The 14,740-nt window shown below is 61.3% G+C and carries 14 protein-coding genes and 1 tRNA gene; 6 read left to right on the forward strand and 9 right to left on the reverse strand.

Annotated elements, in window-relative coordinates; all coding sequences use genetic code 11:
* Positions 1 to 62: 62 nt before the first annotated feature.
* Entirely contained in the window at positions 63 to 806 is a 744-nt protein-coding gene (locus tag BPRO_RS14205) for an RlmE family RNA methyltransferase (RefSeq protein WP_011483766.1), read from the reverse strand.
* Between the two features lie 42 nt (positions 807 to 848).
* Here BPRO_RS14205 and BPRO_RS14210 point away from each other — a divergent pair, with 42 nt between their 5' ends.
* The 3 genes from BPRO_RS14210 to BPRO_RS14220 all read left to right on the forward strand — a co-directional run bounded on the left by BPRO_RS14210 (position 849) and on the right by BPRO_RS14220 (position 4,241).
* Positions 849 to 1,322, forward strand: a complete 474-nt coding sequence (locus BPRO_RS14210) for a YhbY family RNA-binding protein (protein WP_011483767.1) — start codon at positions 849 to 851, stop codon at positions 1,320 to 1,322.
* Positions 1,323 to 1,457: 135 nt separating this feature from the next.
* Positions 1,458 to 3,521, forward strand: coding sequence for a M3 family metallopeptidase (locus BPRO_RS14215; RefSeq protein WP_011483768.1), 2,064 nt, complete (start codon positions 1,458 to 1,460; stop codon positions 3,519 to 3,521).
* Between the two features lie 54 nt (positions 3,522 to 3,575).
* Positions 3,576 to 4,241, forward strand: a complete 666-nt coding sequence (locus BPRO_RS14220; RefSeq protein WP_011483769.1) for a glutaredoxin family protein — start codon at positions 3,576 to 3,578, stop codon at positions 4,239 to 4,241.
* A gap of 36 nt (positions 4,242 to 4,277) precedes the next feature.
* On the opposite strand, the gene rpiA is transcribed toward BPRO_RS14220, so the two are convergent.
* Positions 4,278 to 4,961: a ribose-5-phosphate isomerase RpiA gene (rpiA, locus tag BPRO_RS14225; RefSeq protein WP_041388835.1), complete on the reverse strand. Its 684-nt coding sequence runs from the start codon at positions 4,959 to 4,961 to the stop codon at positions 4,278 to 4,280.
* A gap of 109 nt (positions 4,962 to 5,070) precedes the next feature.
* On the opposite strand from rpiA, the gene BPRO_RS14230 reads away from it, so the two are divergent.
* Both BPRO_RS14230 and BPRO_RS14235 read left to right on the forward strand, forming a co-directional pair.
* A complete protein-coding gene (locus BPRO_RS14230; protein WP_011483771.1) occupies positions 5,071 to 6,123 on the forward strand; it encodes a quinone-dependent dihydroorotate dehydrogenase in 1,053 nt (350 codons plus the stop codon).
* A gap of 132 nt (positions 6,124 to 6,255) precedes the next feature.
* Entirely contained in the window at positions 6,256 to 7,119 is an 864-nt protein-coding gene (locus tag BPRO_RS14235; protein ID WP_011483772.1) for a class I SAM-dependent methyltransferase, read from the forward strand.
* A 57-nt stretch (positions 7,120 to 7,176) separates the two neighbouring features.
* Here BPRO_RS14235 and BPRO_RS14240 read toward each other — a convergent pair.
* The 7 genes from BPRO_RS14240 to cysS form a co-directional block, all read right to left on the reverse strand.
* Positions 7,177 to 7,269 (reverse strand) — tRNA-Ser (locus tag BPRO_RS14240).
* Positions 7,270 to 7,304: 35 nt separating this feature from the next.
* Positions 7,305 to 8,573 (reverse strand): aspartate kinase, encoded by a 1,269-nt coding sequence (locus tag BPRO_RS14245; RefSeq protein WP_011483773.1) that lies wholly within the window; start codon positions 8,571 to 8,573, stop codon positions 7,305 to 7,307.
* A gap of 133 nt (positions 8,574 to 8,706) precedes the next feature.
* Positions 8,707 to 9,708: a tRNA lysidine(34) synthetase TilS gene (gene tilS / locus BPRO_RS14250; RefSeq protein ID WP_049764127.1), complete on the reverse strand. Its 1,002-nt coding sequence runs from the start codon at positions 9,706 to 9,708 to the stop codon at positions 8,707 to 8,709.
* Positions 9,677 to 10,483 (reverse strand): phytanoyl-CoA dioxygenase family protein, encoded by an 807-nt coding sequence (locus BPRO_RS14255; protein ID WP_011483775.1) that lies wholly within the window; start codon positions 10,481 to 10,483, stop codon positions 9,677 to 9,679. The genes tilS and BPRO_RS14255 overlap by 32 nt, the downstream gene beginning before the upstream one ends.
* 31 nt (positions 10,484 to 10,514) lie before the next feature.
* Positions 10,515 to 11,495, reverse strand: coding sequence for an acetyl-CoA carboxylase carboxyltransferase subunit alpha (locus BPRO_RS14260; RefSeq protein WP_011483776.1), 981 nt, complete (start codon positions 11,493 to 11,495; stop codon positions 10,515 to 10,517).
* A 43-nt stretch (positions 11,496 to 11,538) separates the two neighbouring features.
* On the reverse strand, positions 11,539 to 12,234 hold the full coding sequence (locus BPRO_RS14265) for a DNA-3-methyladenine glycosylase family protein (protein ID WP_011483777.1): 696 nt from the start codon (positions 12,232 to 12,234) through the stop codon (positions 11,539 to 11,541).
* Between the two features lie 64 nt (positions 12,235 to 12,298).
* Positions 12,299 to 13,687, reverse strand: a complete 1,389-nt coding sequence (gene cysS, locus BPRO_RS14270) for a cysteine--tRNA ligase (RefSeq protein WP_011483778.1) — start codon at positions 13,685 to 13,687, stop codon at positions 12,299 to 12,301.
* Positions 13,688 to 14,002: 315 nt separating this feature from the next.
* Here cysS and BPRO_RS14275 point away from each other — a divergent pair, with 315 nt between their 5' ends.
* Positions 14,003 to 14,650 carry a tetratricopeptide repeat protein gene (locus BPRO_RS14275; RefSeq protein ID WP_011483779.1) on the forward strand — a complete coding sequence of 216 codons (648 nt, stop codon included), beginning with the start codon at positions 14,003 to 14,005 and terminating at the stop codon, positions 14,648 to 14,650.
* Positions 14,651 to 14,740: the final 90 nt, after the last annotated feature.

Genomic DNA, 14,740 nt, shown 5'->3' on the forward strand with positions numbered 1-14,740 from the left:
ACCGGAGTACGCCCCTTGGTTTGAAGCGGTTTTAAGTGACTTTTGGCACTTCCGAGCGGCTTTCAGGCCAGTTCGGGCACTGTTTCCGCCCGCTTTTTCAGCCCCTTGCCGACCAAAAAGGTTTCGGAAGAATTGGAACGCGAGGCTTTGGGCTTCATGGGTTTGACCACCTTGAAGGTGGCCCGGAACAGTTTGACCAGCTCGTCATAGCCGCTGCCGTGAAACAGTTTGACCACCAGCGTGCCGTCCGGTTTCATCCGGTTCTGGGCAAATTCCACCGCCAGCTCGACCAGGTGGACAATGCGTGCGGCATCCGCCGATTCAATGCCCGAAAGATTCGGGGCCATGTCCGAAATAACCAGGTCAACCTTGACCTGACCCTTGTCCGTCGCCAAAGCCTGCTCCAGTTTCTGCAGCACTTCGGGCTCCCGAAAATCGCCCTGGATGAACGCCACCCCCTCGATGGGCTCCATCGGCAGCATGTCCAGGCCGATGATGCGGCCATTCAGTTCTCCCGCCGCAGCGCCCGTGGGCGACAGCTTGCGCCGCACATACTGGCTCCAGGCGCCGGGCGTGCTGCCCAGGTCCACCACGCAATCACCCGGCTTGATCAGGCCCAGGGTTTCGTCAATTTCCTTGAGTTTGTAGGCGGCCCGGGCGCGGTAGCCCTCTTTTTGGGCCAGTTTCACGTAAGGATCATTGATGTGGTCATGCAACCACGCTTTGTTCACCTTTTTGCCCCTGGCGCTCACCTTTGGGCTGTCTTTGAGGTTGTCCTTGGGGCTGTTCTTGGGATTTACTTTCATGCTGGCTATTGTCCTCCTGTGGACTCCACCGATAATTGAGGCATGGCTCAAATTCAACTTACCCCCGCCCAGCGCAAAGAACACCGCGCCGAGGCCCATCATCTCAACGCGGTCGTCATGATCGGCTCCGACGGGCTGACCCCTGCCGTTCAGAAAGAAACTGATGCGGCGCTGAATGCGCACGGGCTCATCAAGGTAAGGGTGCAGTCCGATGACCGCGCCGGCCGCGAAGAAATCTTTCAAACCCTGGCGAACGAACTCAATGCCGCGCCTATCCAGCACATCGGCAAGCTGCTGGTGTTGTGGCGGCCCATGCCGGAAAAAGAAAAAAAGGTCAACGAAGACCGCATGCCGGGCCCGCGCGACATCAAAGTGCTGAAAAACAGCTCGCGTTATGGCCAGCGGCCCGAGGTGAAAACCCTGCGCGTGCTCGGCAACCAGCGCCTGACGCCGGGCGGCACCGTCAAACGCGCCAAGCCCAAGCAGCGCAGCATCAAGAAAAGTTCGCAGGACTAGCCCGCCGGTCGCCAGTGGTGCGGGGGTACGCCACCGCGCAGAAACAGCAGGCGCAATCGCCACGATAGCGACATTCCTGTTGCGCGGACCTGGCGAGCCCTTTAGATTTAAAGCTTTCGCCCACAGTTAGACACCATGACCAATCCCCTGCTCGACTTCTCCGACCTCCCGCTGTTTGACCGTATCCTGCCCGAGCATGTGGGCCCAGCGGTTGACGAATTGCTGGTCAAGGCGGATGCCGCGCTGGAGGAGGTGACAGCGCCCGGCTTCCCGGCCTCCTGGACCGGCATTGCCCGTGTGCTGGACGTGGCCACCGAGAACCTGGGCCGCGCCTGGGGGGCGGTGAGCCACCTAAACAGCGTGGCCGACACGCCCGAGTTGCGCGCCGCCTACAACGCTGCCCTGCCGCGCGTGACCGAATTCTGGACACGCCTGGGTGCCGATGAACGCCTTTACGCCAAATACAAGGCCATTGATGTGGCCACGCTCAACGCCGAGCAGCGTCAGGCCCACAAAAACGCCATCCGCAACTTTGTGCTGTCGGGCGCAGAGCTCACCGGTGCCGCCAAGGAACGCTTTGCCAAAATCCAGGAACGCCAGGCCGAACTGAGCCAGAAATTCAGCGAAAACGCACTGGACGCCACCGACGCCTTCGCCTACTACGCCAGCGCGGATGAAGTGGCCGGCATTCCTGCCGACGTGCTGCAGACCGCCCGCGCGCAGGCCGAGGCCGAGGGCAAGCCCGGCTACCGCCTCAGCCTGAAGATGCCGAGCTACCTGCCCGTCATGCAGTTTGCCCACAGCAGCGCGCTGCGTGAAACTCTCTACAGGGCCTACACCACCCGCGCCAGCGACCAGGCGCCAGCGGAATTCGCCCGGTTTGACAACAGCGCCGTCATGCGCGAAATTCTTGCGCTCCGCCTCGAGGAAGCCCAGTTGCTGGGTTACCGGAATTTCGGCGAAGTGTCGATCGTGCCCAAGATGGCCAAATCCCCCGATGAGGTCATCGGTTTCCTGCGTGACCTGGCCCGGCGCGCCCGCCCGTATGCCGAAAAAGACGTCGCCGACCTGCGCGCATTTGCGGCCGAAACGTTGAGCCTGAGCGATCCCCAATCCTGGGACTTCGCCTACATTGGCGAAAAGCTCAAGGAAGCCCGCTATGCCTTCAGCGAGCAGGAAGTCAAACAGTATTTCACTGCCCCCAAGGTGCTGGCGGGCCTGTTCAAGATAGTCGAGACCCTCTTTGAAGTGACTCTCCGCAAGGATTCCGCACCTGTCTGGACACCCGGCGTGGCGTTTTATCGCATTGAACGCAACGGCCAGCTGGTAGGCCAGTTCTACCTGGACCAGCCGGCCCGCACCGGCAAGCGCGGCGGGGCCTGGATGGACGATGTGCGCGCACGCTGGCTGCGCCCCGACAACGGCAAGCTGCAAACCCCCGTGGCGCATCTGGTCTGCAATTTTGCCGACGGCGTGGGCGGCAAGCCTGCCCTGCTGACCCATGACGACGCAACCACGCTGTTCCACGAATTCGGCCATGGCCTGCACCACATGCTCACGCAGGTCAACGAGCGTGACGTTTCGGGCATCAGCGGTGTTGAATGGGATGCGGTGGAGTTGCCCAGCCAGTTCATGGAAAACTTCTGCTGGGAGTGGGATGTGCTCAAACACATGACATCCCATGTCGAAACGGGCGACCCCCTGCCTCGCGCGCTGTTTGAAAAAATGCTGGCGGCCAAGAACTTCCAGAGCGGGATGCAGACGCTGCGCCAGGTCGAGTTTTCGCTGTTCGACATGCTCCTGCACACCGCGCACAACCCTTCGGACAACCTGATGGACCTGCTCAATGAAGTGCGCAGGGAAGTGGCTGTGATTCCGGCTCCGCTCTACAGCCGTACCGCACACACCTTCAGTCATATTTTTTCGGGTGGCTATGCAGCGGGTTATTACAGTTACAAATGGGCCGAGGTGCTGTCGGCTGACGCTTATGCTGCTTTTGAAGAGACCGCGGCCGCGGCGCAAGCCTCAAGCGCGGGCGAGGCCGCAGGCACAACGACAGTGACGGTGCAAACGGGTAGAAAATACCGCGAGGCCATTCTGGAAGCCGGCGGAAGCCGCCCAGCCATGGAATCGTTCAAGGCCTTCAGGGGCCGGGAACCTTCCATTGACGCATTGCTGCGTCATCAAGGCATGGGTTAGAAACGTTATAAGCTCTGGACTGAAAAACTTGTACTTGCGACCAACGGGGAAAACATGAGACTCAATGCTGCCAAATCCTTGATGCCCAACGCTCTCCTGGCCCTGGCACTCGCCGCAGGCAGTCTTTTTTCACCCCTGTCACAAGCCCAGCAGGTGTACCGCATCGTGGGGCCTGACGGCAAAGTGACCTTTTCCGACCAGCCACCACCCGCCTCCAGCAACGCCAAAGTCAGCGGCGCCAACACCAGTCCGGGTGGAAGCGCCGCTCCGACGGGCCTGCCCTTCGAGTTGAGGCAGGTTGCCACCAAATATCCGGTCACGCTGTATTCAGGCGAGAACTGCAGTCCCTGCGGCGCTGCCCGCTCCATGTTGACCAGCCGCGGCATTCCCTTCACCGAAAAAACGGTCACCACCAATGAGGATATTCAGGCGCTGCAGCGTTTGAGCGGTGCTGCATCGCTGCCATTCGCAACCATCGGAAGCCAGCAACTGAAGGGGTTTTCCGACTCCGAGTGGACACAGTTCCTGAACGCAGCCGGCTACCCGCCGTCGTCGGTCTTGCCTTCCAGCTATCGTCGTCCGGCGCCTACGCCCCTGGTAAGCGTGGCGACCGCGCCTCCCGCGCCGGCGGGCGGCGGAAACCCTGCATTCGTGGAACGCCCAATCCCGGCTCCCGCAGCAACCCAGCCGAACGATAATCCGGCCGGCATCAAGTTTTAAGCACGCTGGCTTGCCACCTCGGGCCAAAAACCGCGGTTAAAACACCAGGGTCCTGACACCGTCCGACGCCCCCAGCAGGCACACATGAGCCTTCTGGAAGGCAAACACCCCCACCGTAACAACCCCTGGCCACTGGTTTACCTGGGACTCAAACCCCAAGGGGTCGGTGATCTTCAGGCCCGTCACGTCCAGAATATGCTGGCCGTTGTCGGTCACCAGCGGTTCGCCGCTCTCCGCTCCACCTTTAGACCGCAAGGTCGCCGTACCGCCCAGCGCGGCAAACTGGCGAGCAATGCGCCTGGCGGCCATCGGAATCACCTCCACCGGCAAGGGAAAGCTGCCCAGCGTTTGCACCAGTTTGGACTCGTCGGCAATACAGACAAATTTGCGTGACTGGGCCGCCACGATTTTTTCGCGCGTGAGCGCTGCGCCACCACCCTTGATCATGTAGCCCGCGTGGTCGATCTCGTCGGCTCCGTCGATGTACACGGCCAGCTCATCCACCTCAGTGGCATCAAACACCTTGATGCCGATGGCCTGCAGACGTTCGGTAGACGCCACCGAACTGGAGACCGCGCCGGCAATGCGGTCCTTCATCGTTGCCAGTGCATCTATGAATTTGTTGACAGTGGAGCCGGTGCCCACGCCGACAATGCTGCCGGGTTCCACGTATGGCAGGGCGGCCTGGCCGACCAGGGCTTTGAGTTCGTCTTGAGTCATGTTGGGCTTGTAAGGATGAGAGGTTGGTTTTTGCGACAATCGGAGCCGATGTCCGGGCCACGCCCGGTCAACTCACAGCAAGTAGCTTCAAATCAAGTCGAATTATCCAATGTCCCTGCTCCCCTATGCCCTGGCCCGTCCCTTTTTATTTGGGCTCGACCCTGAAACGGCCCACGAGCTGACCATGGCCTCGCTGGCACGCACCCAAGGCACCCCGCTGTCGCTGGCATGGTGCTCCAGCCGCGTGAACGACCCGATCGCGCTGGCCGGCCTGAAGTTTGCCAACCGCGTGGGCCTGGCAGCCGGACTTGACAAGAATGCCCGCTGCATCGATGGCTTGGCGGCCATGGGGTTTGGCTTTGTCGAAGTCGGCACCGTCACGCCCAAGGGGCAGCCCGGCAACCCCAAGCCACGCATGTTCCGCTTGCCCGAGGCCAATGCGCTGATCAATCGCCTGGGCTTCAACAATGACGGGCTGGACGCCTTTTTAGCCAACGTGCAGCAGTCCCGCGTTCGCAGGCAGAACACGCCCAACCCGCTGATCCTGGGCCTGAACATCGGCAAAAACGCCGTCACGCCGATTGAAAACGCGGTGGATGACTACCTGACCTGCCTGGATGGCGTATACCCCCATGCCGACTACGTCACCGTCAACATCTCCAGCCCCAACACCAAAAACCTGCGCGCGCTGCAAAGCGACGAAGCCCTCGACGCATTACTGGGCCGGATTGCCGAGCGGCGCGAATCCCTCGCCAGACAACATGGCAAACGCGTGCCAATTTTTGTGAAGATCGCCCCCGACCTTGACGAAGCCCAGGTCGACGTGATTGCCGCCACGCTGAAGCGCCATGCCATGGACGGCGTGGTTGCCACCAACACCACGCTGAGCCGCGATGCGGTCAAAGGGCTGCGTCACGCCGAAGAGGCCGGTGGACTAAGCGGCGCCCCCGTACTCGAAGCCAGCAACCGCGTCATCCGCCAGCTGCGTGCCGCGCTCGGTGCAGGCTTTCCCATCATTGGCGTTGGCGGTGTGATGAGCGGACAGGATGCCGTCTCCAAAATCAGGGCCGGTGCGGACGTGGTGCAGATTTACACCGGCCTCATCTACAAAGGCCCGGAACTGGTGAACGAAGCGGCACTTGCGATCAAAAAGAATCGTTGACCCCACACGTTTGTGAGCCGTGTCTTGAAGTCGCGCATTGGAGCTGCGCATTGAGGTGTCAGAGGGATCGCTTGCGTTTGCACCTGTTTGGAATCAAACTGCCTACGGTGCGATTTTCCCAAGGGATACTTCATGAGCACACTGAACCCGGAACAGTTCAAGACAGCTACCAGGCAAGCTTGGGACAAGTCTGCCAGCGGGTGGAACGATCAAACACAGCATATCCATGACTGGCTCGCCGAGGCAACCCCGGCCATGCTCGATGCGGCCCGCATCACAGTCGGTATGCGGGTACTGGACATCGCCGCAGGCGCAGGGGACCAGACGCTGGACATCGCCCGGCGGGTTGGGCCCGGTGGTTATGTGCTGGCCACCGACATTTCCGCAGGAATTTTGGAATTCGCAAAAAACAATGCGCGCCATGCCGGCTTGCTGAACGTGGAGACCAGCGTCTGCGATGCCGAAAATCTGGATGTCGATGCTGCGAGCTTCGATGCTGCCGTGTCCCGGCTCGGCCTCATGTTCTGCCCAAACCCCTTGCTGGCGCTGCAGCAGGCTCACCGCGCCCTGAAACCCGGCGGGAGTGCATCGGTACTGGTGTTCTCGGAGCCGCAATACAACCCCTGCATCGGCATCCTGATGTCAACGGCACTCAAGCATGCAGGCCTGCCGCCGCGCGATCCCTACCAACCAGGAAGCTTGATGAGCCTGGGCAAGCCGGGCCTGCTTGATGAGTTGTTCCTCGCTGCGGGATTTACAGACGTGGCAACCACCCGGGTCTCCGCGCCCTTCCGCCTGCCCTCGACGCGGGATTATTTGACTTTCATCCGCACTTCGGCGTCACCGATCGTGCAGATTCTGGGCAACCTGAACCAGGAAGCGCAGGACGCCGCTTGGGCGGAGATGGAAAGCAGGCTTGGTGCATTTCAGTCACCAGGCGGCTGGGAAGGGCCAAATGAGCTGCTGGTGGCCCGTGGAACCCGGCTGTCCAGTTGATCTGTCGGCCAGCTCGGGATAGACGTAAAAAAGCCGCCCGAAGGCGGCTTTTTGTACTGGCGGAAACGGAGGGATTCGAACCCTCGATGAGGCTCTACACCCCATACTCCCTTAGCAGGGGAGCACCTTCGGCCACTCGGTCACGTTTCCAATAAAGCGATTATCTCACGACTTAAAGCCGGTTTTCAGGCGGCGGGCTGGTCCAGGTCAAAAGCCTTGTGCAAGGCACGAACGGCCAGCTCCATGTATTTTTCATCAATGACCACGGAGGTCTTGATTTCGCTGGTGGAAATCATCTGGATGTTGATGCCCTCTTCGCTGAGCACGCGGAACATCTTGCTGGCAACACCCACATGGCTGCGCATGCCGATGCCTACGATGCTGACCTTGCAGATCTTGGCGTCGCCGGTGACTTCCTGCGCGCCGAGTTTGGGCAGCACCTGGGTTTTCAGCAGGTCAACGGCTTTGGAATAGTCGTTGCGGTGCACGGTAAAGCTGAAGTCGGTCTTGCCGTCCTTGCTGATATTCTGGATGATCACATCGACTTCGATGTTGGCGTCAGCCACGGCGCCGAGGATCTGGTAGGCAATGCCCGGAGTGTCTGGCACGCCGAGGACGGAGATTTTGGCTTCATCGCGGTTGAAAGCGATGCCCGATACGATGGCTTGTTCCATGTTTTCGTCTTCCTCAAAACTGATCAAAGTGCCTGATCTGGCTTCTTCGTTGATGTCGATGTCCCAGTCGGTGAAGCTGGACAGCACGCGCAGCGGCACCTTGTACTTGCCGGCAAATTCCACCGAGCGGATCTGCAGCACCTTGGAGCCCATGGAGGCCATCTCCAGCATTTCCTCGAAACTCACGGTATGCAGGCGGCGTGCCTCGGGCACCACGCGCGGGTCGGTCGTGTACACGCCGTCCACGTCGGTGTAAATCAGGCACTCGTGGGCTTTCAGGGCTGCCGCGATCGCCACGGCAGAGGTGTCGGAGCCGCCGCGGCCCAGCGTGGTGACGTTGCCGCCCTCGTCCACACCCTGGAAGCCGGTGATGATGACGACCTTGCCGGCGTCCAGGTCGGCGCGCACGCGCTCGTCGTCAATCGACTCGATGCGGGCCTTGGTGTAGGCGTTGTTGGTCTTGATGGTGACCTGCCAGCCGGCGTAGCTCACGGCCTGCATGCCTTCGGACTGCAGGGCAATGGCCAGCAGCGCGCTGGAGGCCTGCTCGCCGGTCGCGGCCAGCGCGTCGAGTTCACGATGATAGTCGTCACCGGGCCGTGCGGGGGCCAGCTCTTTGGCCAGGCCCAGCAAACGATTGGTTTCGCCACTCATAGCGCTGGGAACCACGACCATCTGGTGGCCGGCCCGCGCCCACTTGGCGACGCGCTTGGCCACATTGCGGATGCGCTCGGTTGAGCCCATCGATGTGCCGCCGTATTTATGAACGATCAAAGCCATTGCAGGATGTCAATTCAGGAGTTGGTTGCGAACATTGCGTGCTGCTTTTTGCAGGCCTCTCATGCCCTTTCTGCATTCTGCAGGGAAGGCTTTGGCTGCCAGCAAAGCCTTTAATTATACCTAGGGCTATTACCTAATCGTCCGTCTGACCCGCCCCGGCGGTGTAGTGCAGCACCGTGCCGACGCGCGTCACGTGGCCTGTCGCCACCTTAAGGTGGATCTGGTGCCCGCGGGTGGTGCAGGCGGCCACTTGCGTCAGCAGTTGATCGAGTTGCGCCGCGCTGGGTGTGGCCTGTTGCAGCTGCAGCCAATGGCGCAGCACATTGGCCTGGCGTGGCTGCGACAAACCCTGCAGGGCCGTGATGGCAGGCGGCAGGCCGACCGTGGCCAGATCCTGCTGCGCCACCTCCACCAGCAGCGCCTGGGCCTGGGCCGCGTGTCGGGCACTGCGCGCAAAGGTCTCGCGGAACTGCGGAAAGGCGTCCGCCAGCGCGGGCAACAGCCGGGCCCGAATGCGGTTACGCGTGAACCGCTCATCGGTATTGGTCGGATCTTCCACCCAGGGCAAGCCCCGTTCGACCAGCCAGGCTCGCACCAGCGCCCCGGGCACCGCCAGCAGCGGGCGGTGGTAGACGATGCCGTCCCGCTCCCACCGCGCCGGCATGGCGGCCAGCCCCGGCAGCCCTGCCCCGCGCGACAGCGCCAGCAGCATGGTTTCAACCTGGTCATCGGCATGCTGGGCTATTGCTATGTCTTTGATGGCATGCTGCGCCCATTCTTCACGAGCAACAGCCCCAAAAGCCGCATAACGGGCCTTGCGGGCCGCGTCCTCGGGACTTTCCCCGGGTGCATGGCGGGCCTGCACGCGTTTCACGGCAAGCGGCACGTTCAACTGCGCGCACAGGGCCTGGCAGTGCCGTTCAAAGTCGTCGGCTGCAGCCTGCAGGCCGTGATGGATATGAACGGCCCGGACCTGACCAGGCCATTTCTCGGCGCAGCCCACCAGCAAGGCGGTTGAATCGGCGCCGCCGCTGAGCGCTACAGCGAAAGGCAGGCCCGGAGAGAAAGAAGCCAGCGCTTCGGGTAAGCCTTGCGCCGTCGCGCTACGAGCCACGGTGGCCCACCGAGAAATCATTGCGCCCTGTCCGGTCCTCGCCCCGGAGCAGCCACAAAGGCCGCGTAGCAAAGCTGACCGGGACGCCGGTCTCGCCGTCCGATGGGCGCAGGCTGCGGTCGAACAATGAAGTGCCCGGCATATAGCGCAGCGCCACGCCGGTGCGCCGGATGCCGGAGGTATTGGCCTGGGCGCCATGGATCATGTAGATGTCGTGCAAAGACATCTGGCCGGGCTCAAGTTCCAGATCCACCGCGTCGTTCACGTCAAAGCTGCCTTCGGCCATGCGCTGGTTCAGCGTCAGATCGGTGCGGTCTTCATGCAGGTGAGGATGAAGCACTTTGGCGGCGTGCGAACCGGGGATCACGCGCAGGCAGCCATTCTCGCGCGTGCTCGGCTCCAGCGCCACCCAGACGGTGCAGTTGGCCAGCGGGCGGATGGGCCAGTAATGGCCGTCCTGGTGCCAGGGCGTTTCAAAACCTTCGCTGGCCGGCTTGCAGAATACGTGGCAGCCCCACAGGATGACGTCGGGCCCGATCACCTGCGTGACCAGGTCAACGATATCCGGGTTCATGGCGAGATCGAAAAAATCCCGGTTGCCCCGCACGCCCTCATCGTTGTGGCCCTCGATATGGGCGCTCACCAGTTTTTCGGGGCGCACGCCCGGGTTGTTGCGGATCAAGGTGTTCAGCGCATCCTGCATGCGGCGGACCCAGGCATCGCTGAGCCGGAACTGCGGAATGACGTAGCCCTGGTCCCGATAGTGCCGGATTTCCTGGTCGGACAGGCTGGCCATGGGCTTGTTCGCTTGGGCTTGCCGTAGCGCCCTATTTGCCGGCGTCGGCTTTGGTGTCGGTGAAACGGCCATAGCTCTGCAGCCGTTCGTAGCGGCGGTCCAGCAGCTCCTTGACCTTCAGGTCGCTGACCTGCCGGAATGCGTCGTTGAGCGCCCGCTTCAAAAATGCGGACATCTGCTTGTGGTCGCGATGGGCGCCGCCCACTGGCTCATTGACGATCTTGTCGATCACGCCCAGGGCCTTGAGCCGGTGCGCCGTGATGCCCAGCGCGTCGGCGGCTTCTTGCGACTTTTCCGAGGTTTTCCAGAGAATGGATGCGCAGCCTTCCGGGCTGATCACGGAGTAAATCGAATACTGCAGCATCACCACCTGGTCAGCCACCGAAATGGCCAGCGCGCCGCCGGAGCCGCCCTCTCCGATGATGGTGGTGATGATGGGCACTTCGAGCTGCGCCATTTCAAAAATATTGCGGCCGATGGCCTCCGACTGGCCGCGCTCTTCTGCGTCGATGCCGGGGTAGGCACCGGGGGTGTCCACAAAGGTGAACACCGGCAGCTTGAACTTCTCGGCGGTCTTCATGAGGCGCAAGGCCTTGCGGTAACCCTCGGGCTTGGTCATGCCGAAATTGCGCAGGCCGCGCTCCCGGGTGTCGCGCCCTTTCTGGTGGCCCAGCACCATGCAGGCAGTGCCGTTGAAGCGGGCCAGGCCGCCCACAATGCTCAGGTCGTCCGAGAAATGCCGGTCGCCGTGCAGCTCCACAAAATCGGTGAATATGTCGTTGACGTAATCCAGCGTGTAAGGCCGCTCCGGATGACGGGCGATCTTGGTGATCTGCCAGGGGTTGAGGTCGCTGTAGATGTCTTTGGTCAGTTGCTGGCTCTTTTTGGCCAGCTGGTCGATTTCTTCCGAGATATCGACTGCCGACTCGGTCTGCACGTAGCGCAGCTCTTCAATTTTCCCTTCAAGCTCCGCAATGGGCTGCTCAAAATCGAGAAAGGTCTTTTTCGCCATGTCATGCTCCTCAAGGCTTCTTAAAACTTAAGGCCTGTTACCGTTATTTTTGCTCGGTACCCAGAACCGGTAATGGGTCCAGCGAGCGCCAAATATACCAAGTTGCGACACTGCAATACGGCGCCCAGGCCGCAGCCACCTCGCGCGCATCACTGCGGCTGACGGATTCACCCGAAAAATAGTTCTGGCTGATGCCGTTGATCAGGCCGAGATCGTCCAGCGGCAGCACGTTGGGACGCATCAGGTAAAAAATCAGGAACATCTCGGCGGTCCAGCGGCCAATGCCGCGGATGGCCACCAGCTCGGCAATGATGGCTTCGTCGTCCATCGCCTGCCAGTCCTTCACATGGACCGTGCCGGTGTCGAAGTGTATCGACAGGTCTACCAGGTACTCCACCTTGCGCGCACTCAGGCCCGCAGCCCGCATGTCGTTAACCTTGAGCCTGAGCACGTTGGCGGGAGTGATTTTCTTGGGCAGGGCCGAGAACTTTGTCCAGACGCTCTGGGCCGCTTTCACGGAGATCTGCTGCCCCACGATGCTGCGCGCCAGCGTGCTGAAGGCATCCCCCCTTGCATGAAGACAGGCGTCGCCAAACTGGGGAATCAGCCGCTTCATCACCCGGTCTTTCTTGACCAGGTGCCTGCAGGCGTCGCCCCAATACTCGGGCACCGTGGTGGCGGGCTCGGGAACATCGGCCAGCTCAACACTGGCAGGGCCGGTTTTTACTATCTTTTTCATAACTGCCCGCACCCGCGCTGCAGCAACTGGTGGCCAGAATGATCTGAATATTTAAGCCCCAACCTCACGATTGCACTTCCCAGGTGGTGCCTGCCGGTGAATCCTTGAGCACAATGCCCTGACCCAGCAAATCATTGCGGATGCGGTCTGCCTCGGCGAAGTTTTTCGTTTTCTTGGCATCGGCGCGCTGAGCGATCAGCCGCTGGATGCTGGCATCGTCCAGCCCGGCGCCGGCCTGGAGGTAGCTGCCGGGGGCGCTCTGCAGCAAGCCCAGGCAGCCGCCCAGGCTCTTCAGCAAACCAGCCAGCTCGGCAGAACGGGTTTTGTTGACTTCACCGGCCAGATCGAACAGCACCGCCACCGCTTCCGGTGTGCCGAAGTCTTCATCCATGGCGGCCTTGAAGCGCGCCGCAAACGGGTTGGTCCAGTCAATCGCCACCACGGCAGGGCTGACGAGGTCCAGCGCGGTATAGAGGCGCTTGAGCGAATTGCGGGCGTCATCCAGGTGAGCATCGCTGTAATTGAGCGGACTGCGGTAGTGGGCTCGAATGATGAAAAAACGCACGGTCTCGGCGTCGTACTTCGCCAGGATTTCACGGATGGTGAAAAAATTCCCCAGTGACTTGGACATCTTTTCGTTGTCCACCCGCACGAAGCCGTTGTGCATCCAGGTGCCGGCCAGGGGCTTGCCAAAGGCTCCTTCCGACTGGGCAATTTCGTTTTCGTGGTGCGGGAACTGCAGATCGGCGCCGCCGCCGTGGATGTCAAACGACTCCCCGAGCAACTCGCAGGCCATGGCCGAACATTCAATATGCCAGCCGGGCCGGCCGGGGCCGTAGGGGCTGTCCCACTTGGCGTCATCGGGCTCGCTCGGCTTGGCGCTTTTCCAGAGCACAAAGTCCAGCGGATCGTCCTTGCCATCAAGCACTTCCACCCGCTCACCGGCCCGCAACTCATCCAGCGACTTGCCGGACAGCTTGCCGTAGCCGTCAAACTTGCGCACGGCGTAGTTCACGTCGCCCTGGCCCGAGCCGCTTTGGGTTTGATAGGCCAGTCCCTTTTTCTCCAGGGTGCCGATCAGGCTGAGCATCTGCGGCACAAAGTCGGTGGCGCGCGGCTCGTGGGTGGGGCGCTCAATGCCCAGCGCATCTGCATCCTGGTGCAGGGCGACCACCATGCGGTCGGTCAGCGATCGGATGGTTTCACCGTTTTCCACGGCCCGCTTGATGATCTTGTCGTCAATGTCGGTCACGTTGCGCACGTAAGTCACCTTCAACCCGCTCACCTTGAGCCAGCGCTGGACCACATCAAAAGCCACCATGGCGCGTGCATGGCCCAGATGGCAGAGGTCATACACCGTCATGCCGCACACATACATGCGCACGTGGCCGGGAAGCAGTGGAGAAAAAACTTCTACGTCACGCGACAGCGTGTTGTAAATGCGAAGGCTCATGGAGTGTCTGAATGCGTGGCCTGACGAGAATCGGTCGATCGGTCAGAAGGGGACAAGAAGCGAAATACAACGAACGGTTACAGGCGCAGGCAAAGGTAAAAAAGAATGCGAAAGAACCTGGAAGAAAGGGGGGAAAGCGCGATTTCCGCGCGGCAACGAACTATACCCCCTCAGCTACAATTGACCAGTATATCCAGCCGACCTGACAGCATGCAGCATGCGGCAATTCCGGGGGCCACTGAAGAGCCAGGCTGTTTCATGGTGATTTCCCGCCCAACGGGTATCCAACGCTTCAAAACAATAGCGAGACTTCTCATGCCCACGCGCGCACCATCGTTCTCAAGCAACTCAAGTAACTCACGCAAGCCCTTGCCGGCGGCACTGCGCGTGCTGTTGCTGGCCGCCATGCTGTCGGTATCCGCAGCTCATGCCGACGACTACGCCGATGTCAGCCGCCTGATGCGTGCCGGCCAATACCCCGAAGCGCTTGCCAAGGCCGACCAGTACATCGCCAGCAAGCCACGCGACCCGCAGATGCGTTTCTTCAAGGGTGTGATCCAGACTGAAACCGGCAAGACCAGCGACGCGATCGCCACCTTCACCAAAATCACGGAAGAATATCCTGAGCTGCCTGAGCCTTACAACAACCTGGCCGTGATCTACGCCGGCCAGAACCAGTTTGACAAGGCCAGGGCCGCGCTTGAAATGGCGATCCGCACCAACCCCAGCTATGCCACCGCCCACGAAAACCTGGGCGACGTCTACGCCAAGCTCGCCAGCCAGGCCTACGACAAAGCCCTGCAGCTTGACCGTGGCAACACCAGCGTGCCGCCCAAGTTGGCGCTGATCCGCGAATTGTTCTCAGCCGGCACCAAAAACCAGAAGTCGGCCGCCACCGGCGTGCAGATATCCGGCCCGATGGTTGTCAAGCCAGCCCCTGCACCCGTGGCATCGCCCCGATAGTGCCGTCCTACCAAGTGCACCAGCCGCTGCAGACGATCGGCGCTGGACCGACAGCAGCGACACGATGGTGGTAACCTTTAGCAAACTGGT

This window comes from Polaromonas sp. JS666, assembly GCF_000013865.1.
Taxonomy (GTDB): Bacteria; Pseudomonadota; Gammaproteobacteria; order Burkholderiales; family Burkholderiaceae_C; genus Polaromonas.